At 70.0% G+C, this 17,993-nt stretch carries 16 protein-coding genes; 6 read left to right on the top strand and 10 right to left on the bottom strand.

Annotated elements, in window-relative coordinates:
- Window positions 1-27 precede the first annotated feature (27 nt).
- Complete coding sequence (locus K254_RS0101035) at window positions 28-1,020, bottom strand: stage II sporulation protein M (RefSeq protein ID WP_026553825.1); 993 nt, start codon at window positions 1,018-1,020, stop codon at window positions 28-30.
- A 67-nt stretch (window positions 1,021-1,087) separates the two neighbouring features.
- Between K254_RS0101035 and K254_RS0101030 the strand changes: the two genes are divergently transcribed.
- Complete coding sequence (locus tag K254_RS0101030; RefSeq protein ID WP_026553824.1) at window positions 1,088-1,897, top strand: RDD family protein; 810 nt, start codon at window positions 1,088-1,090, stop codon at window positions 1,895-1,897.
- Between the two features lie 86 nt (window positions 1,898-1,983).
- Here the strand turns inward: K254_RS0101030 and K254_RS0101025 are convergent, their stop codons facing one another.
- From K254_RS0101025 to K254_RS0101005, 5 genes are all read right to left on the bottom strand, one after another.
- Window positions 1,984-3,222 carry an Ig-like domain-containing protein gene (locus K254_RS0101025; protein ID WP_026553823.1) on the bottom strand — a complete coding sequence of 413 codons (1,239 nt, stop codon included), beginning with the start codon at window positions 3,220-3,222 and terminating at the stop codon, window positions 1,984-1,986.
- Between the two features lie 142 nt (window positions 3,223-3,364).
- Window positions 3,365-4,237 carry an MBL fold metallo-hydrolase gene (locus K254_RS0101020; RefSeq protein WP_442853036.1) on the bottom strand — a complete coding sequence of 291 codons (873 nt, stop codon included), beginning with the start codon at window positions 4,235-4,237 and terminating at the stop codon, window positions 3,365-3,367.
- Between the two features lie 9 nt (window positions 4,238-4,246).
- The gene (ahcY, locus tag K254_RS0101015) at window positions 4,247-5,725 is read right to left on the bottom strand and encodes an adenosylhomocysteinase (RefSeq protein WP_026553821.1); all 1,479 of its coding nucleotides are present in this window, start codon (window positions 5,723-5,725) and stop codon (window positions 4,247-4,249) included.
- Between the two features lie 41 nt (window positions 5,726-5,766).
- Complete coding sequence (locus K254_RS0101010; protein ID WP_026553820.1) at window positions 5,767-5,967, bottom strand: Trm112 family protein; 201 nt, start codon at window positions 5,965-5,967, stop codon at window positions 5,767-5,769.
- A 53-nt stretch (window positions 5,968-6,020) separates the two neighbouring features.
- On the bottom strand, window positions 6,021-6,416 hold the full coding sequence (locus K254_RS0101005) for a DUF3499 domain-containing protein (protein WP_026553819.1): 396 nt from the start codon (window positions 6,414-6,416) through the stop codon (window positions 6,021-6,023).
- Window positions 6,417-6,496: 80 nt separating this feature from the next.
- On the opposite strand from K254_RS0101005, the gene K254_RS0101000 reads away from it, so the two are divergent.
- Window positions 6,497-7,072 carry a metallopeptidase family protein gene (locus K254_RS0101000; RefSeq protein WP_026553818.1) on the top strand — a complete coding sequence of 192 codons (576 nt, stop codon included), beginning with the start codon at window positions 6,497-6,499 and terminating at the stop codon, window positions 7,070-7,072.
- A gap of 101 nt (window positions 7,073-7,173) precedes the next feature.
- Here K254_RS0101000 and K254_RS21080 read toward each other — a convergent pair whose 3' ends face one another.
- The 3 genes from K254_RS21080 to K254_RS21070 are packed head-to-tail and all read right to left on the bottom strand — an operon-like array spanning window position 7,174 to window position 12,813.
- Entirely contained in the window at window positions 7,174-8,844 is a 1,671-nt protein-coding gene (locus K254_RS21080) for a DUF5719 family protein (protein WP_155848408.1), read from the bottom strand.
- Window positions 8,837-12,238 carry a glycosyltransferase family 2 protein gene (locus K254_RS21075; RefSeq protein WP_155848407.1) on the bottom strand — a complete coding sequence of 1,134 codons (3,402 nt, stop codon included), beginning with the start codon at window positions 12,236-12,238 and terminating at the stop codon, window positions 8,837-8,839. The genes K254_RS21080 and K254_RS21075 overlap by 8 nt, the downstream gene beginning before the upstream one ends.
- 26 nt (window positions 12,239-12,264) lie before the next feature.
- On the bottom strand, window positions 12,265-12,813 hold the full coding sequence (locus K254_RS21070) for a WhiB family transcriptional regulator (RefSeq protein ID WP_081710038.1): 549 nt from the start codon (window positions 12,811-12,813) through the stop codon (window positions 12,265-12,267).
- A gap of 345 nt (window positions 12,814-13,158) precedes the next feature.
- Between K254_RS21070 and K254_RS0100980 the strand changes: the two genes are divergently transcribed.
- Complete coding sequence (locus tag K254_RS0100980; protein WP_231391713.1) at window positions 13,159-13,890, top strand: TIGR03089 family protein; 732 nt, start codon at window positions 13,159-13,161, stop codon at window positions 13,888-13,890.
- A 34-nt stretch (window positions 13,891-13,924) separates the two neighbouring features.
- Here the strand turns inward: K254_RS0100980 and K254_RS21065 are convergent, their stop codons facing one another.
- On the bottom strand, window positions 13,925-14,356 hold the full coding sequence (locus K254_RS21065) for a GtrA family protein (protein ID WP_231391712.1): 432 nt from the start codon (window positions 14,354-14,356) through the stop codon (window positions 13,925-13,927).
- Between the two features lie 235 nt (window positions 14,357-14,591).
- On the opposite strand from K254_RS21065, the gene K254_RS0100970 reads away from it, so the two are divergent.
- The 3 genes from K254_RS0100970 to K254_RS0100960 are packed head-to-tail and all read left to right on the top strand — an operon-like array spanning window position 14,592 to window position 17,986.
- Window positions 14,592-15,785, top strand: a complete 1,194-nt coding sequence (locus tag K254_RS0100970; protein WP_035748837.1) for a 5-(carboxyamino)imidazole ribonucleotide synthase — start codon at window positions 14,592-14,594, stop codon at window positions 15,783-15,785.
- Window positions 15,782-16,369 (top strand): 5-(carboxyamino)imidazole ribonucleotide mutase, encoded by a 588-nt coding sequence (purE, locus tag K254_RS0100965; RefSeq protein ID WP_026553814.1) that lies wholly within the window; start codon window positions 15,782-15,784, stop codon window positions 16,367-16,369. Before K254_RS0100970 ends, purE begins: the two co-directional genes overlap by 4 nt.
- Window positions 16,370-16,378: 9 nt before the next feature.
- Window positions 16,379-17,986, top strand: a complete 1,608-nt coding sequence (locus K254_RS0100960; RefSeq protein WP_026553813.1) for an LCP family protein — start codon at window positions 16,379-16,381, stop codon at window positions 17,984-17,986.
- Window positions 17,987-17,993 lie beyond the last annotated feature (7 nt).

Below are 17,993 nucleotides of genomic sequence, written 5' to 3'. Positions count from 1 at the left end.
CGTAACCAAGTTGACACCGCGGCCGGCCTAGCTTGCCAGCGCGACGGCTCCCGCGTCGTCGTCGTCCAGATCCCCGCGCTCACCGGCGCGGCAGGCCCGTCCGCCCAGCACCAGGGTGTACGTCCAGTAGCCGGCCAACACCAGCGCACCGATGGAAATCTTGGCCCACACCGGCAGCGCACTGGGCGTCACAAAGCCCTCCACCAGCCCCGAGACCAGCAGCACGAAGACGAGCCCCACGGCCACCGTCACCAGCGAGCGGCCCTCCCGCGCCAGTGCATCCAGCCGCGTGCGCGGGCCCGGCCGCACCCAGGAATAGAAGATCCGCAGCCCGGCGGCCCCGGCAATGAACACCGCCGTCAGCTCCATCAATCCATGCGGCAGTATGTAGCTGAAGAAGACGTCCCCCTTGCCGTAGGCCGCCATCACCCCGCCCGTGATGCCGACGCCCTGGGCATTGCTGAAGATGATGTAGGGGACAAAGACCCCGGTGATCCCCAGGGCCACGCACTGGGCGGCGATCCAGGCATTGTTGGTCCACACCTGCCCGGCGAAGGATGCCGCCGGATTGTTGGAGTAATAGTCCACAAAGTCGTGCTCCACCAGCTGCTTCAGCCGCGCGTCCCCGCCCAGGGCGGCGAGCACGGCCGGGCTGCCGGCCGCCCAGACGCCGTACAGGAGGGCGACGACGACGAAGGCGGCACCGACGGCGAGGGTCAGCCAGCGCAGCCGGTAGAAGGCCGCGGGAAGCGAGAGGACGAAGAACCGTGCAATGTCGGCGAAGACGTTCGACGGCGCACCGGTGAAGCGGGTGCGTGCGCGGGCCAGCGTGCCGGACAGGGCCGCCGACAGCTCCCCCTCCTGGGCCACGGAGAGCACCAGGGACAGGTGCCCGGACGTGCTTTGGTACAGCCGCAGGAGTTCATCGGCCTCGGTGCCCGTCAGCCGGCGTTTGCCGGCCAGGGTGTCAAGGCGCTGCCACTGCGGGCTGTGTACGTCGGAGAAGGCATCCAGATCCACGGGGCAAGCCTAACCCGCCGGTGCCGCGCCGGCGGGCAGCCGCAGGGCACTGGCTACACTGGCAAGCATGAGCGCCATCATCACCGGCGAAGCCGTGACACTTGTCCTGCGCCCGGCCTCCTTTGCCGCCCGGGCCGTGGGGTCGCTGATCGACGTCGTGGCCACTGTGCTGCTGGGCATCGGCCTGCTGCTGGGCATCGGCGCCGTTCCCGGCCTGCTGGACGCCGCCGCCGGGGCCGTCCTGAGCCTGACCACTGTGGTCCTGCTGCTGGTGGGCCTGCCCGTCACCGTCGAGACGCTCAGCCGCGGGCGCTCGCTGGGCAAGCTGGCCATGGGGCTGCGGATTGTGCGCGACGACGGCGGATCCATCCGTTTCCGGCATGCGCTGATCCGCGGACTGCTGGGCATCTTCGAGATCTACATGATGTTTGGCTCCGTGGCCTTCCTCGTGTCCATGTTCAATGACAAGTCCAAGCGGCTGGGCGACATGCTCGCCGGCACCTATGCGGTGCGCGAACGGGTGAAGGCGCCGCCGCCCCTGCTGGTGTCCACTCCTGTGGAGCTGGCCGGCTGGGCCGCGCTGGCCGACATGGGGCGGATGCCTGACGGGCTGGCCCGGCGCATTTCCCAGCTGCTGCGCCAGGGCACCCAGATGACGGCGGCCTCCCGGGACGAGCTTGCCCGCGCCCTGGCCACCGAGGCCGCGGCGCATGTCTCCCCGCCGCCGCCTGCGGGCACCCCGCCGGCGGCCTTCCTGGCGGCCATCACGGCCGAGCACCGGCGCCGGGACCTGCACCGCCTCACCGCCGCACAGGAACGCGCCCAGACGCTGGGCCGGCGGTTGTACCGGCTCCCCTTCACCGACGAGCCCAGCTAGGACGGGACTCCACAGGAATGCAGAAGGCCCCGGACGATGTTCCGTCCGGGGCCTTCTGCATTGCCGTGTACAGCCAGCGCTACCGGCTAGCGCGAGGCGTACTGCTCAAACGGGATGTTCCAGTCGCCAAAGCCGTCCGTCGGGGCAATGGTCTCATTGGGGCTGTTGATGACCTGGACCAGGTCCCCCACGCCCATGTTGTTGAAGACCCATGATGCGCCGGCGCCGTCCATGCCGATGCAGCCGTGTGAGAGGTTCACCTGCCCGATGTACGGCAGTGCGCTGGGCGTCGCCTGGTGGATGAACTCGCCGCTGGGCGTCAATCGCGTGGCGTATTCCACGTCCAGTTCGCCGTAGTTGGCCGGATCGCCCGGCTGCAGGCCGATGGTGGAGGCCACGAAGTGCGCATGGCGCTGCTTGTCGTTCAGGACCACCAGGTAGCCGGAGGCGGACGGGAAGCGCTCATCGCCCATGGTGACCAGGAAGTGCTGGGCCAGGACGTCGTTGATGTAGACATCGGCCACGTGGTTGGCGGCGTCGGCCACCATGACCACCTTGTTGCCGATCGGGATGACGGCGGACTTGTTGAAGTTGCCGATCTGGCCGTTGCCGAAGTCCACCCCGAAGAGCTTCATGTCCACGGACAGGGTGCTGTTGGCGGCCCAGAAATCGGCGGCGCGGTAGCGCAGCAGCGTGTCGGAGTACCAGTGGAAGGCACCCACCTGGCCGGCCGAGGAGGTGACGGTGATGGCCTTTTCGACGGCTTCCTTGTTCACCACGGGTTCACTGAAGGTCCACTGGATCGGCTGGGCCACGCCCACGGGGAATGCGCCGCTGGGGTACATGGCGGCGTCGGCCTCGTGCGAGGCGGGCACGGTGGAGAACTTGGAGGTGCGCTGGGTGGTCTGCCCTGCCGAGTCCGTGAGCGAATAGGCCAGGGTGTAGGAGGTGTTGAAGACAAGCGCTCCGGTGGCCTTCCAGCTGGCATCGCCGAGGGCCAGCGAGCCCTCCACGGCGGCACCGGTGGTGCTGTCCGTCAACACGATGTCGGAGATCGTGGCATTGGTGGCCACCACCGACACGGGAGCCGCGGGGTTGACCTGGCTGGCGCCGTCTTCGGGCAGCAGGGCCACCGTGACGGGCTTGGCCGGCGTCGGCGTGGCAGTGGGCGTCTGCGACGGTGCCAGCGCGGAGGGCGACTGTGCCGACGAGCCCGAGCCCGTCCAGTTGCTGGCCGTTGCGGCACCCACGCCGCCGGCCACCACCAATGCACAGATGATGGAGATCAGCCAGATCTTCAAACCCTTGCGTTTACCCTTGTCCATCCCAGACTCCTGCATTGCTCTCCCCACAGATTGCAAGCGCACGGCGGCGTTGCCCCCTGCGCGCAGCCACAGCGGCCGCTTCCCCATTTTACGCCACGAAACGACGCCGCCGGACGACGCCCGGTGCCATGCCGGGCGGGCGTCAGCGACGCAGATAGGCCAATTGGGCAGCCATCGAGCGCTCGGCCGCGGCCCTCAGCCCAGGGGCGACGTCGGCATAGACGACGTCGGCAAGCTCCGCAGCTGTGGCACCAGGCCCCAAAGCGTCCAGCGCCGCAGCGACCTCGGCGAGCCGTTCCCGGCGGTGGGCAAGATAGCCCGTGGCGGCCTCGGCGAGGCTGGGCAGCACCGGTCCATGCCCCGGCAGCACCAGGGCCGGCCCCAGTGCCGCCAGCAGCTCCAGGGATGCCAGATAGTCCCCCAGGACGCCGTCCGGGTGGGCAATGATGGTGCTTCCGCTGCCGAGCACCGTGTCGCCGGTGAGCACCGAGCCGGCGCCCGGCCCGCCGCCGTTGTCCCCGGAGCCGGCCGCACCGGGCGTGCCGTCGTCGTCGTCTGAGCTGTCGACGACGCGGTCGTCGGGGAGCCGGAAACACAGGGAATCCCCAGTATGTCCGGGCGTGGCGAGCACCTGGATCCGCACGCCGGCCGCCGCGATCCACTCCCCGGCATCCAGCGGCGCGCCGCCGTGGCACAGGGCAGGGTCCGCCGCCCGCACCGGGGCGCCCGTCAGCTCGTGGAGCCGCAGGGAGCCGGCGGTGTGGTCGAGGTGGTGGTGGGTGGTGAGCACCAGCTCGACGACGCCGCTGGCGGCCAGGGCCTGCAGGTGCGCCTCATCGAGGGGTCCGGGGTCGACCACCACCACCGAGGCGGATCCGGGGGCCGCGAGGACATAGCTGTTGGTCCCCTGAAGCGTCATCGGGCCGGGATTGGGTGCCAGCAGGCGCCGGGCCAGCAGGCTCGGCGCCGTCCAGTGCGGCCCGGCAGGCACGCCTGAGGGCACAGCTGAGGGCACAGCCACGGCCTAGTACCGGTAGTGGTCGGGCTTGTACGGGCCGGCGACGTCAAGGTCCAGATACTCGGCCTGTTCCTTGGACAGCTCCGTCAGCTCAATGCCCAGCGCGTCCAGGTGCAGCCGGGCCACCTTCTCGTCCAGGATCTTCGGCAGAACGTACACCTGCTTCTGGTACTCATCGGTGCCGGCCTTCGTGAAGACCTCGATCTGCGCGATGGTCTGGTTGGCAAAGGAATTGCTCATCACGAAGGACGGGTGGCCGGTGGCGTTGCCCAGGTTGAGCAGGCGGCCCTCGGAGAGCACGATGATGGACCGTTCGGCATCGGAGCCGGCGTCGAACACCCACTCGTGCACCTGCGGCTTGATCTCCACCTTGGCGACGCCGGGGATGGCGGCCAGGCCGGCCATGTCGATCTCGTTGTCGAAGTGGCCGATGTTGCCCACGATGGCCTTGTTCTTCATGGCCAGCATGTGCTCGGCCATGATGATGCCCTTGCCGCCGGTGGTGGTGATGAAGATGTCGCCGCTGGCCAGCACGGTTTCCAGCTTGGCCACCTGGTAGCCGTCCATGGCGGCCTGCAGGGCGCAGATGGGGTCGATCTCGGTGACGATGACGCGCGAACCCTGGCCGCGCAGCGCCTCGGCGGCACCCTTGCCGACGTCGCCGTAGCCGCAGACGACGGCGACCTTGCCGCCCATGAGCACATCTGTGGCGCGGTTGATGCCGTCCGGCAGGGAGTGGCGGATGCCGTACTTGTTGTCGAACTTGCTCTTGGTGACGGAGTCGTTGACGTTGATCGCCGGGAAGAGCAGGGTGCCGGCCGCGGCCAGCTGGTACAGGCGGTGCACGCCCGTGGTGGTCTCCTCGGTGACGCCGAGGATCTGCCCGCCGATGCGGGTCCATTTCGCCGGGTCCTGGGCCAGCGAGGCACGCAGGATGTCCAGGAAGATGCCGCCCTCCTCCGACTCGTCCGCGGCGGCCTCGGGGACGGCGCCGGCGGCCTCGAACTCGGCGCCCTTGTGGACCAGCATGGTGGCATCGCCGCCGTCGTCGAGGATCATGTTCGGCCCCAGCTCGGGGTTGGCGTCGGCACCGGGCCAGGTGAGGATCTGCTGGGCCGTCCACCAGTACTCCTCCAGCGTCTCGCCCTTCCAGGCAAACACCGGAACGCCGGCCGGCTCCTCGGCGGTGCCGGTGCCCACGACGACGGCGGCGGCCGCCTCGTCCTGGGTGGAGAAGATGTTGCAGGAGGCCCAGCGGACCTCGGCGCCCAGCGCCGTCAGGGTTTCAATCAGCACCGCCGTCTGGACCGTCATGTGCAGGGAGCCGGCAATCCGGGCGCCCTTCAGCGGCTGGCTGGGGCCGAACTCGGCGCGCAGGCTCATCAAACCGGGCATCTCGTGCTCGGCCAGGCGGATCTGGTGGCGGCCGGCGGCCGCCAGGGAGATATCGGCAATCTTGAAATCAAACGGGGCGTTTGTGGTCATCGCGCGATCCTTTGCTGCATCTGGGTCCAGTTTGGTCCAGACTAAACCAGAGTGCCGCCATCTGCGCTGGAGCGCAGCTCGGGGCGCAGCAGCAGCGGGATGCCGTCGGCCACCGGATAGCGCATCGGCTCCCCCTGGGGGCCGTTGGCGGTGCTGACGAGGCTGTCGCCGTCCTGCACGAGGGGCGAGCCCGTCACGGGGCAGCGCAGGACCGCCAGAAGGTCGTCACTGATGTTCGGCATGGGGGCTCCCTAGGGGTGGCTGGAATCGAAGAATGGGGTGCGGCGGCGGCGCGTCAGTCGCGCAGTACGCGCAGGTGGCTGCGCCGGGTGGGGCCGGTGGCAGGGACGACGGGCGTGCCGGCGGGCGGCTCGAGGGTGGCCTTGGTTTCGCGCTGGAGCAGCGGGGCATCGCCGGCGTTGTTGGCGGCCTCCCGGACGGCGTCGGCCAGGGCCAGCAGATCGTCCGGTCCGGGCTTGGGCGGGGTGGACGGCATGGCCAGCCGCAGCACTTCCCAGCCGAGCGGCACCGTCAGCCGGGCCGCGTGGGCGGCGCACAAATCGTAACAATGGGGCTCGGCGAAGGTGGCCAACGGGCCAAGCACTGCCGTCGAGTCGGAATAGACATACGTCAGTGTCGCAACGGCCGACGCGCTGCACGCTGATCGAGAACACTGGCGTATATTTCCCACGAGGGTCAAGATTACCCTGAGTTGTGCCCCGCAGAGCGGCAACCGCTCCGGGGATGCCAAAAAGGCATAGAGTCGGATGCATGCAAACAGATCCAACGAAGTCCGGCTTCACGGTCTCGCTGGACACACCCTCCAGCCGTGAAGCACCGGCGGCTGCCCAGCCGGACGCGGCGGCCCAGGCACCCGCCGAGGGGCCGGCGGGTGCGCCGGCCGCCACCGCACCGCACCGCAGCTTCCGCGCCCGCCGGCGCAACCGGCACGACCGCGGCCTGCGCGGGGAACTCCTGCTCCCGGCCCTGCCCGGCTCCCACACCCGCGCCGAGAAGTTCGACGCCCTGGTGGTTGATTCCGCGGACAGGATGCTGGAGCTCTGGCCGAAGGAGCTGGCCCACGTTGAATTCCTGGTCGAGGAGATCCCCGATGAACTCGAGGCCCTGATGGGCACCTCCGAGCGCGTCCCGCTGGGCAGATTCCGCCCCGCGGGCCCCGTGGAACCGGCCGGCATCACTGTCTTCCGCCGGCCCGTCGAATCCCTGGTGGACACCGACGGACAGCTGCGCGATCTGGTCCACGAGGTGGTCATCGAGCAGGTGGCCGGGCTGCTGGGCATGCCGCCGGAATCGGTGGACCCGATGTACCGCAAGTACCGGCACTAGCAGCCCTCGGCACCGCCACCCCAACTAGGTGACAGTTATCGCACGTTCCCGGCCCGGAAACGTGCGATAACTGTCACCTAGTTGGGCGGGACGGGGGGCCCTTAGTAGCCGAGCACAACCTTCAGGGTCTGGGCCGAGGAACCAGCGCGCGGAACCGAGGCCACCGAGGCCATGGTGCCGCTGGCCAGAAGCTGGGCGCCGTAGACGGCGTCGCCGGTGGCCGAGAGCACGAAGCCGGCAATCTCGGCGCCGTCTACGAGCTGGGACGGATCCACTGTGACGCTCCTGCCGCCGTCGACCTGCACCGTCTTGGCCGCCAGCAGCGCGCCGCCGGTGGCCACGGGGGTCAGCGTGATCTTCGCTGCCCCGGTGGGGGCGGCAAAGGACAGCTTGGAGTCGATGCCGCGGGGCAGCACCACCAGCTGGCCATCGCCCAACCGTGCGGCGGCGGGAGCATAGGACAGATCCACCGGCTCGCCCTCCTTGGCACCCACCGAGACCTTGGCCGTGGCGGTGAAGGCGGTGTCGGCAGAGATGTCAAGGGCGTAGTCGCCGCCCGGCAGGCCGGAGAGCGCCAGGGCCGTCACGGCACCGGCGCGGGCGGTGAACACGCCGCCGTTGGGCAGCGCCTGCTGCCCGCCGCTGCCGAGGACCTTGACCTGCACCACGGCATCCTTGGTGCCCGGAACCGTCACCTGCAGGGACGGCGCGGCATCCGCGTAGCCGTTCTGGGCGCTGATCCTGGCGGCAAGTCCGGTGTCGGGCAGCCGCACGCCGGCAACCACCTGGCGCTGGGCCGGGACGTTCACCGGCGACAGGAAGTCCACGCCGCCCGGGGTGAGGCCGCGCAGCACCGACTGCTGGACGACGGCCGTGACGGGTCCACCGGTGCTCTTCAGGTGGACGGAGAGGCCCTCCTCCCCCGCGGCCAGACCGGCAAGCACAATGGCCCGGGTGGTTCCCGCGGGCACCAGCAGGCCTCGTGCCCCCGGTGCCTGGACGGGGCCGGCAGCGCCGAACAGGTCAAGATTCACCGTTGCGGCCGTCTGGGAGGCATTGGCGATGTTCAGCACGGCGGTGCGGCCCACGGTGGTGCTGGCACCGGCAATCCACAGATCGTTCGACGGCGTCTGGCAGGGTGCCGCGGCCAGGCCGCGCAGGTCGCCGTCGTCGTTCTTGCTGGCCACAATGGCCGCCGCCGGCGCGCGCACGCCATCCACAGGATCGGCGCGCAGCACAGACGGGGCGTCCACGGCCACCGGTCCAGCGGACTTGGCGCCCTGCCCACCGTTGGTGGAGGAGGTCGACTGCGTCGACACCGTCGCCGCGTTGGCGGCCCCGTCGAGCGAGGACAGCACCGCGGCTCCAAAGGCACCCGATTCACTGCCCAGGAGCAGCGCAGACACGTTGGACGCCGAGTTTGCCGAGGCCGCACTGAACTGCGGATCGGAGCCAACGTCCGCCCCGGAGAGCAGCTGCGTGGGGCCGGCACAGCTGGCAACGCTCTGACCGACGGGCAGCACCACCGGTTCCAGCGAGGCCGCTCCGCCGGCGGTCAGTGCCGGCACCAAAGCCGAACCGGCGACGACGGCGCCGGCCAGGATGGCGGTGCCGGCACCAGCCGCTGCCGCCAGCCACACGGTGCGGCGCCGGGGGCGCTGCCCGTCGGCGCCGCCGCGGCGCGGGCTGCGCTTCGTGGCAGCCTCTGGGGTGTGTTGGTTGGCAGCGGGCGGTCCGTCAACCGCCGTGCCGGTGGGGTGGTGCTCAGCCACGGTCGCCTGCCTTCTGCATGCTCGGGGTGTCGGCGGCCGTTTCCGGGGTTCCTGCACCACGGGTGGTGCGGATGCCGGAGCGGTCCTTGCCGGAGGGTGCCGCGCCCTGGTGGGTGCGGCGGGGGCGGCGGGTGCGGGTGGGGATGGCCAGCAGGACCGTCAGCGCCAGCACCACGGCTGCCGCCAGGTCAAAGGCCCAGCCGAACGGCTGGTCATAGCTGATCCGCAGTGTTCCGCCCCCTTCGCCGATGGTGGCCGGCAGGGCAAAGGACTGGGCCCACCCTGTGCCATTGGCCTCAAGTTTGGTGCCGTCCAGCCAGGCGCTCCAGCGGGTGTCGGCGCGTTCGGCCAGCACCACCGACTGGCCGCCGGCCCCCGCGGCGACGGCGGTGCCGGCACCGAGCCCGGTGGAGGGCAGGAAGGCGGTGGTGGCCCCGCCGGCGTCGACGATGCGGATCCGGGCGATGGCCTCCGAGGACCCGGCCCCGGAGAGCGGCGTCACCCGCCAGAGCCACCCGGCGTCGGTCGGGCCAACGGTGGCCAGACCGGGCACGGCTTCGATCTGGCTGGCCAGAAGCTCCGCCGCCGTGTCGCCGCTCTGCAGCACGACGAACCCGACGCCCAGCTCGGTCAGGCCGGGCCGCGGATCGACGCCGGAGCCGGCCATGATGGCGGCCACGGCCTCGCGGACCACCGTGGTGGCCGCATCGGCGGGCTTCAGGGATTCCTTCCCCGGCGCACCCTGGATGCCGGCCGCCGAGGCAATCGTCGAGAGGGAATCCAAGGTGGTGCCGGCACCGCGCATCAGCGCCGCATTGACACTTGAATCGGCGTTCAGGCTCAGCACCAGCGTGCGGCTCTCCTCCGGTCCGGTGCCGCGGTCGGCCGCCGTCGCCGGCAGCGTGCCGGCCAGGCTGGGACGGATGAGGGCCGGAGCCCCGTAGGACCCCTGCGCCGCAGCCCCCCCGGAGTGGTTCTGCGCGGTCCAGATGGCCAGGCTTGCCAGCGGTGAGGCCAGCATCAGCACGGTGAAGGCGGCAGCTGCGACGCGGCTGGGCCGGCGCCGCCCAATCCGCGCGCTGCCCGGGGCATTGGCCGAGGCTGCGGCGGCGCGGGACAGCAGAGCATCCAGGCCCAGCACCGCGGCCGCCACCAGGGCCAGGAAAACCACCGAGACGAAGGTGCCGGTGAACGGTGCCACCAGCTGGTCCCCGGCCACGGCGGTGGCGATGAAGGAGGAGAAGTAGCCGCCCACCAGGCCCAGCACGGCCAGCAGCCACAGGGCCCGGACCAGTGCGGGGCTGCGCGTGGGCAGCACCAGGGCAACGACGGCCAGCAGCAGCACCGGACCGCCCACCAGCACCAGGGCAGCCCACGACCACCAGACGGCGGAGGGTCCAAAGAGATCCAGCCCTGCGATGCCGGCTCCGGCATCAAGCCGCAGCGGGTAGCCCAGAATCTGCTGCCACAGCGGCGCCGGGTCGAAGGCGAGCGGAACGCCGGGATCGCCCAGCAGGGCGCGGGGGTTCTCCAGCGCGGAGAAGGCCAGCGGCGCCATCAGGGCCGCCGACGGAAGCAGCGCCCACCACAGGGTCTTGCCACGGCGTCCCAGCAGCAGCGTGGCAGCGATGATGCCCACCACTGCCACGGGGAGCAGGGCGGGGGCCGCGGCGGTGGCCGCAGCGAGGCCCAGTCCGGTGGCCGCAGCCGCCGTCCACGACGGCACGCCGCGGGTTCCGGGCTTGGCCGCCGTGCCGGGCGCGGAGACCGCAGCGCCCGCGGCACGGAGAAGTCCCAGCAGGATCCACGGCAGCAGCACGTGGGCCAGCAGCGCGCCCAGCCGGCCCTGGTTCAGGGAGACCAGCAGCACCGGGGCCGCACCCCACAGCAGGGCCGCAACGGCCCGGGGCAGTCCGCGGCGCGTCAGGGCGCCCGCGGCAAACCAGGCACCGAGCCCGGCCAGCGGCAGGGCCAGGACCAGCAGCCACGCCACGGCCTTGGAGCCATTGCCCACGCCCGCACCGGCCAGCAGCCACAGCACCAGAGCGAAGGGATCGCCCCGGCCGGGCAGCCCGGCACCCAGGGAAATCCACCACGTGGTGGCGGAGGAGAGGATCGCGCCCATATCGTGCGACAGCGGCAGCAGCGAGCCGCCCGCGACGGCCGGGGCCGTGGTGAACCGGGTCAGCGAGGCCAGGGCCGCGGCCAGCAGGGCGGCGACGACGGCGGCGCCACCGGCGGCTGCCGGGATGCGGGACCGTGTGGCCAGGGCGGCAAAATCATCTGCAGCGTCCCCGCTCGGTTCGAGCAAAGAGGATTCCAGCAGAGAGGGTTCGAGTGCAGCGGGCTCATGCTGCGGGTGGCCATGCCCGGATTCGTCCACGGGGTGCGCCGCCGCATCCGCTGCGGCGTAGGCCTCCGCCACCGAGCGGCGGTGCGAGGCGATGTCGCGGCGGGAGGACTGCAGGGCCTTGATCACCGAGCGCGGGTGGATCCGGGTGCGGGCAGCCTGGGCCCGGCCGCGGGCCACGGCCGCCGGGCGCAGCAGCGCGGCCCAGCTGGCCACCATCATCGAGAAACCGTGGCCGGGGTCCTTCAGCAGCAGAGAGGCAATGAAGCGCAGCATTCCCCCCAGGAAGGCGCCCACCGCCAGGAAGGGCACCTGCCACAGCGGCGCGTGCTTCAGGCGCAGGTGCACGGCGGCCTTGTGCGCCGCGGTGCTGGTCCCCAGGGCGTGGGGTCGGTGCGAGGCATGGAACATGCGCGCCGCGGGCACCACCACTACGCGGTGGCCGGCAAGGCGCACCCGCCAGCAAAAGTCGAGGTCGTCGCCGGGCCCGGGCAGGGCGGCGTCGAAGCCGTCCAGCTGATCCCAGATGTCCCGGCGGATGAGCATGCCGGCGGAATTGACGGCAAAAACATCGCTGCGGACGTCGTACTGGCCCTGGTCCTGCTCATCAACATCGATCAGCGTGGCCCGCTCGGCCCAGCGGCTTGCGGAGATGCCCACATCCACCAGGCGCCGCGGTTCATCCCAGTCCAGCTGCTTGCACCCGGCCACCACCACGGACGGCGCCCGTTCGACGGCGGCCAGCAGTTCGGCCAGCGCATCCGGCGCCGGAGCGGCGTCGTCGTGCAGCAGCCAGAGCCATTCGGCCGTGCCGCTGCCCGGCGGCTGCAGGGCCACGGCGGCGCGCACGGCGGCACCAAAGCCGCCGCGCAGCGAGGCGTGGCTGTCCACCCGGCCCTTGCCAAGCGAGCGCTCCAGCATGTCGAGGGAACCATCTGAGGAACCGGTGTCGATGGCCACTGTGGCGTCCACCGGACGCGTCTGCGAGTCAAGGGCCGACAGGACGCGTGGAAGGTAGCTGCTGCCATTGTGCGCAATGAGCACGGCAACAACTTTTACTGCATCAAGAATTAGACCGCTCGCTTCCGTAACCGGCGGCGTTCACGCTCGGACAGACCGCCCCAAATGCCGAAGCGCTCATCGTTGGAGAGCGCGTACTCCAGGCACTGGGCGCGGACGTTGCACGCGCCGCACACCTTCTTGGCGTCCCGGGTGGAACCGCCCTTTTCCGGGAAGAAGGCCTCAGGATCCGTCTGCGCACACAGCGCATCGGTCTGCCAGCCCAGCTCCCCTTCATCTGAAAAATCATCGTTGCCGGGCCGCAGCCCGATCCACACCGGTACGGCAAGGGGCGCAGGTGCCAGCAGTTCCAGCGGCGGGTCGAGGTCGCCGTCGTCCTCGGAGGCCAGATCCGCGGCCTCATGGGCGGCGAGGAATGCTGTGGCAGCCTCCTCCAGGGATTCCTGGGCGCTGCGGTTGTACGACTGTGCGGCGTGTGGATCCGCCGGATCCACATACCAATCGGCGGGGACTCCGCGCGAACGGAAGTGGGCCGAAGCCTCTTCCGCCAGCGGCGAATCGTCCGCCGGAAAATCTACACTCAGCTCAGCATTCCCCATGTCGTCCTCCTGAATGTTCGCCGTGGCATCGGTGTCAAGCATCCCCAACCACCCAGCCACGTTGCGTGGGCCGTAACGGCCCGCCGTGCACCTAATTACACCGGTGTAAGACCGGAAACGTCAAGCGGACCGGGATCATAACGACATTTGGCGGCAGTGTTAGCCGCGCCACGCCACACAATTTGGCACACTAGCCGGGCGTGGCGTGACACGCCTACCGTGCCAAGCTGAAAATTCCATGGGAATTCGGCCAACCGGGCTGTCATATGTATGACACGGCATATTTTGACTGTGGCGAGCATCACATGGCGCGCCGGGCGGGGTGAAGGTGGCAAGATGCTGTGTATGCCTGCGCACATTTCCTCCCCCACCGATCTGCTCGCCGCTCTGCGCCGGGTGGACCCCACCTCGCCGCGCTTGACCTGGTACGGCCCGTCAGGGGAACGCGTGGAGCTCTCGGGGCGGGTTTTGGACAACTGGGTGGCCAAGACGGCGAACCTGCTGTGCGATGAACTGGATGTGGAACCGGGCAGCGTTGTCCGCCTGGACCTGCCGCCGCATTGGCGCACCCTGTGCTGGGCCCTGGCGGGCTGGGCAGCGGGCGCCACCGTGGATCTGGGCGCGGGGCTGGACCCCGCCGTCGTGGCCACCACGGACCCGGCCGCCTGGGCGGATGCCGCAGCGGCCAATAATTCCTTCCTGGCCGCGGTGGCACTGCCGGCGCTGCAGATGCGCTGGGACGGGGAGCTGCCCGAGGGCGCGGTGGACTACGCCTCCGAGGTGCGGGCGCACGGCGATGTCTTCACGGCCTTCGACGCCCCGCATGCCGATACGGCAGCCGTCGCGACGGAAGAGGGCAGCACCAGCTATGCGGAACTAATGGAGAGCTATGCGGAGGCCGGCGACGGCGGACGGGTGCTGCTGCGCGCCGGCGACGGTCTTGACGCCGTGCTGCGGGCGGCACTTGGCATCTGGAGCGCCGGTGGATCAGTGGTGCTGCTGCACCCGGATGTGGAGGCCACGGACCATCTGGTGGCGACCGAAAAGATCACCAGGGAAGGCCCCCGGCCCCACTAGCCACTGCTGCCGGTGGATGCTGCGCGGTTAGATGTTAGATGCGCGGCTTCTCCGGCTCGAGCAGCTCGTGGTCGTGCGCGAACTCCGGCTCGGCGTCGAGCTCTTCGGTGAACACCCAGAAGCGGTAGGCAAAGAAGCGGAAGATGGTGCCCAGCACCAGACCCACCACGGAGCCCGCCACGAAGTCCGCATAGGCGGAGGTGAAGCCGAGCATCCAGTGGGAGACATAGACGCAGCCGGCGGCAATGGCGATGCCCACACCGTTCATGACGGCAAAGAGCATCACCTCGCGGGCAATGTTGGTCCCGCGGCGGTGGCGGAAGGTCCAGTAGCGGTTGGCAACCCAGGAGAACAGGGTGGCCACCACGGCCGAGACGATCTTTGCCCGTGTGGGGTGGTCGCTCAGCGGGCCGTTCAGCAGCCAGAGGTAGATGCCCGTGTCGATGACGAATGCCACGCCGCCCACAGCTCCGAATTTGGCGACTTCACGCCAAAACAGGCCTGCGAGGCCGCGCAATCGACCCATGACTGACTGCAACAAATTTCCTCCACAATGGCTCTACAGCTGGCGGACCGGAGGGCCGGCCAACATCCAATTCTAAGCCAGAAGTCTGGATGCCCGCCCCAAAGGTGCCCCAAACTTCCCCCATCGCACCCCACAAACACCGCGTCCGCCCCGCAGGTTCGGTAGGCTGGGGCCTGTGACTTTTCCTGTAATCGGCGTTGTCGGCGGCGGACAGCTGGCCCGAATGATGGCCCCTGCCGCCGTGGCCCTTGGTTTTGAACTTCGTGTATTGGCGGAAGCCCCCGACGTTTCGGCGGTTGCCGCCGTCGCCCAGGCGCCGGTGGGTGACTACCGCGATCTGGACACCCTGCGCCGCTTTGCCCAGGGCGTGGATGTGCTGACCTTCGACCACGAGCATGTCCCCACCGAGCATCTGCAGACCCTGATCGCGGAGGGCGTCAACGTCCAGCCGCGCCCGGATGCCCTGATCAATGCCCAGGACAAGCTGGTGATGCGTGCCGCCATTGCCGTGCTGGGGCTGCCCAACCCGGCCTGGGCCGCCGTCTCCTCCGTGGCGGACATCGTGGCCTTTGGCGACACGAACGGCTGGCCCGTGGTGTTGAAGATGCCGCGCGGCGGCTACGACGGCAAGGGCGTGAAGATGCTCGACGACGCCGCCCAGGCTGCCGCCGCCGCCGACTGGTTCGACGCCATGTCGCCCCTGCTGGTGGAGGCGAAGGTGGCCTTCAGCCGCGAGCTCTCCGCCCTGGTGGCCCGCACCCCGGGAGGCGAGGCCAAGGCCTGGCCGGTGGCCGAGTCCATCCAGGTCGACGGCGTCTGCGACGAGGTCATTGCCCCCGCGCCCGGCCTGCCGGCCGACGTCGAGGCAGCTGCCGAGAACGCAGCGCTGCAGATTGCCGAGGCCTTTGGCGTCACTGGCGTCATGGCTGCCGAGCTCTTTGAGACCCCCGGCCAGGGCGCCGGCTACCTGATCAACGAGCTGGCCATGCGCCCGCACAACACCGGCCACTGGACCATGGACGGCTCCGTCACGGGCCAGTTTGAGCAGCACCTGCGTGCCGTCCTGGACCTGCCGCTGGGCGACACCGGCGCATTGGGCGGCATTGTGGTCATGAAGAACTTCCTGGGCGGGGCCAATGCGGACCTGTTCAGCGCCTACCCTGCAGCCCTGGCCGCAGAGCCGACGGTCAAGGTGCACAGCTACGGCAAGTCCGTGCGCCCCGGCCGCAAGATCGGCCACGTGAACGTCATCGGCAGTGCCGGCGACTCCGTGGACGAGGTCCGCGCCCGCGCCACCACCGTGGCCTCGATCATCCGCGACGGGGCAGCCCCGGACACCGCTTCAACCACCCAGGAGGGCCAGCGATGAGCAGCCAGACCGCAGCACCCATCGTCTCCATCGTGATGGGCTCCGATTCCGACTGGCCCGTCATGGAGGCCGCCGCCGAGGCGCTGGCCGAATTCGGCATCCCGTTTGAGGCCGACGTCGTCTCCGCCCACCGGATGCCGACGGAAATGATCGCCTTCGGCCAGAGCGCGGCCGAGCGCGGCATCCGCGTGGTCATCGCCGGAGCCGGCGGCGCCGCCCACCTGCCCGGCATGCTCGCCTCCGTCACCACGCTGCCCGTCATCGGCGTCCCCGTGCCGCTGAAGACGCTCGACGGCATGGATTCGCTGCTCTCCATCGTCCAGATGCCGGCCGGCGTGCCCGTGGCCACCGTCTCCATCGGCGGGGCCCGCAATGCCGGCCTGCTGGCCGTGCGCATCCTCGCCTCCGGCACCGATGACCTCGCCGCGGTGCTCGGTGGAAAGCTCGCCGAGTTTGCCCAGAGCATCAACGACGCCGCCACCGCCAAGGGTGCCTCGCTGCGGGCCAAGGTTGAACAGGTCTTCCCGCAGCCGGCAGCCCTTCCCGGCGCCGCCGGCGCACAGTCCCCCGCCGGCGTGGGATAGGTCCACCGTATGAGCATCAGCAGTCCCAAGGTCTCCCGGGCCTCCCGCAGGCCTCCGGTCTTGACCGACCCCGTGCGCTACCCGCAGTCGGCTCCGGCCCCGCTGCGGACCAAGCGGGCGTTTGTACTGCTGCTGCTCACCCTCGTGCTGCCCGGCAGCGCCCAGATCGTGGCCGGCAACAAGAAGCTGGGGCGGCTGGCGCTGCGGCTGACCCTGGTGGTGTGGCTGCTGGTGGCCGCCGCCGTGGTGCTGGCGCTGGTGAACCGTGAAGCCCTGCTGAACCTGTTCACCAACCCGCTCACCTCGCTGCTGGTGATAGTCGTTCTGGCGGCCATCGCCATCGGCTGGGGTCTGGTGTTCCTGAATACGCTGATGATTATCCGCCCGGTGCTGCTGGCCCCGGGCATGCGCGCCGTCGTCGGAGCCTCGCTGGCGGCCCTTCTGGTGCTGACCAGCGGATCGCTGGGCTACGCCGCCTATCTGGTGAGCTCCGGGCGCAATGCCATCACCAGCATCTTCGCCTCCGGCCCGGACATGCAGCCGGTGGACGGGCGCTACAACTTTCTGGTGATGGGCGGCGACGCCGGCGCGGACCGGGCCGGCCGCCGTCCGGACAGCATCATCGTGGTCAGCGTCGATGCCAAGACCGGTGCCGCCGCGACCATCAGCATCCCGCGCAACCTGCAGAACGCGCAGTTTTCCGAGGACTCACCGCTGCACAAGATCTACCCGCAGGGCTACAACTGCGGCGATGACTGCATCATCAACTTCCTCTACACAGAGGTCACCAACAACCACCCGGATCTGTACCCGGGCGCCGCAGATCCAGGCGCCGAAGCCATGATGGACGCGGCAGGCGGCACGCTGGGGCTCCAGATCCAGGGCTACATGCTCATCGACATGGCCGGCTTCTCCGATCTGGTCGATGCCCTGGGCGGGGTGAAGATCAACGCCGGCGGCTGGGTGCCCATCAGCGGCGACGACGTCTACGGCAACGGCAACCACCTGCCGCCCACCGGCTGGATCGCCCCCGGGGTGCAGACCCTGGATGGCTACCACGCCCTCTGGTACGCCCGCTCGCGCGAATGGGTGCTGGAGTACGCCCGCTCCGAACGCCAGCAGTGCATCCAGGCAGCCCTGTTGAAGCAGATGGACCCGGCCACCGTGCTGACCAAGTTCGATGCCATCGCCTCGGCAGGCACCCAGGTCATGGAGTCCAACCTGCCCGCCAGCCAGCTGGGCAGCTTTGTCTCCCTGGCGCTGAAGAGCAAGGCCCACCCGCTGCAGCGGCTGACCATCGGCCCGCCGGATTTCGACAAGGAATTCTCCACCTACCCGGACTTCGACCTCATCCACCAGCGGGTCCAGCAGCTGCTGGCGTCCGCCTCGGGATCTGCGGCGCCCGCTGCTCCGGCGGCCCAGACGCCCGCCGGGGGCGGCACCACGCCTGAAACGCCGGCAGGCCAGACGCCCTCGAACCAGGCACCTGCCCAGCAGGCCCCGACGCAGCAGGCCCCTCCGCTCACCGAGGCCTACCTGCAGCAGCTGGCCGTCAACGGCGACGCCGCCACCTTGGAATCGCTGCTCATCAACAATGGAAGCTGCACCCCGGGCTGACCGCCCG

The sequence above is a fragment of the Arthrobacter sp. 35W genome (assembly GCF_000482545.1).
In the GTDB taxonomy this organism is placed as follows: Bacteria; Actinomycetota; Actinomycetes; order Actinomycetales; family Micrococcaceae; genus Specibacter.
The sequence above is the reverse complement of the archived record's forward strand: the minus strand, read 5'-3'. Positions and strand labels throughout refer to the sequence as shown.

Coding starts and splice junctions, on each gene's coding strand:
- K254_RS21070 (WP_081710038.1), bottom strand. CDS start 12,813: ATGGGGAATGCTGAGCTGAGTGTAGATTTTCCGGCGGACGATTCGCCG.
- K254_RS0100980 (WP_231391713.1), top strand. CDS start 13,159: ATGCCTGCGCACATTTCCTCCCCCACCGATCTGCTCGCCGCTCTGCGC.
- K254_RS0100960 (WP_026553813.1), top strand. CDS start 16,379: ATGAGCATCAGCAGTCCCAAGGTCTCCCGGGCCTCCCGCAGGCCTCCG.
- K254_RS0101030 (WP_026553824.1), top strand. CDS start 1,088: ATGAGCGCCATCATCACCGGCGAAGCCGTGACACTTGTCCTGCGCCCG.
- ahcY (WP_026553821.1), bottom strand. CDS start 5,725: ATGACCACAAACGCCCCGTTTGATTTCAAGATTGCCGATATCTCCCTG.
- K254_RS0101000 (WP_026553818.1), top strand. CDS start 6,497: ATGCAAACAGATCCAACGAAGTCCGGCTTCACGGTCTCGCTGGACACA.
- K254_RS0101010 (WP_026553820.1), bottom strand. CDS start 5,967: ATGCCGAACATCAGTGACGACCTTCTGGCGGTCCTGCGCTGCCCCGTG.
- purE (WP_026553814.1), top strand. CDS start 15,782: ATGAGCAGCCAGACCGCAGCACCCATCGTCTCCATCGTGATGGGCTCC.
- K254_RS0101025 (WP_026553823.1), bottom strand. CDS start 3,222: ATGGACAAGGGTAAACGCAAGGGTTTGAAGATCTGGCTGATCTCCATC.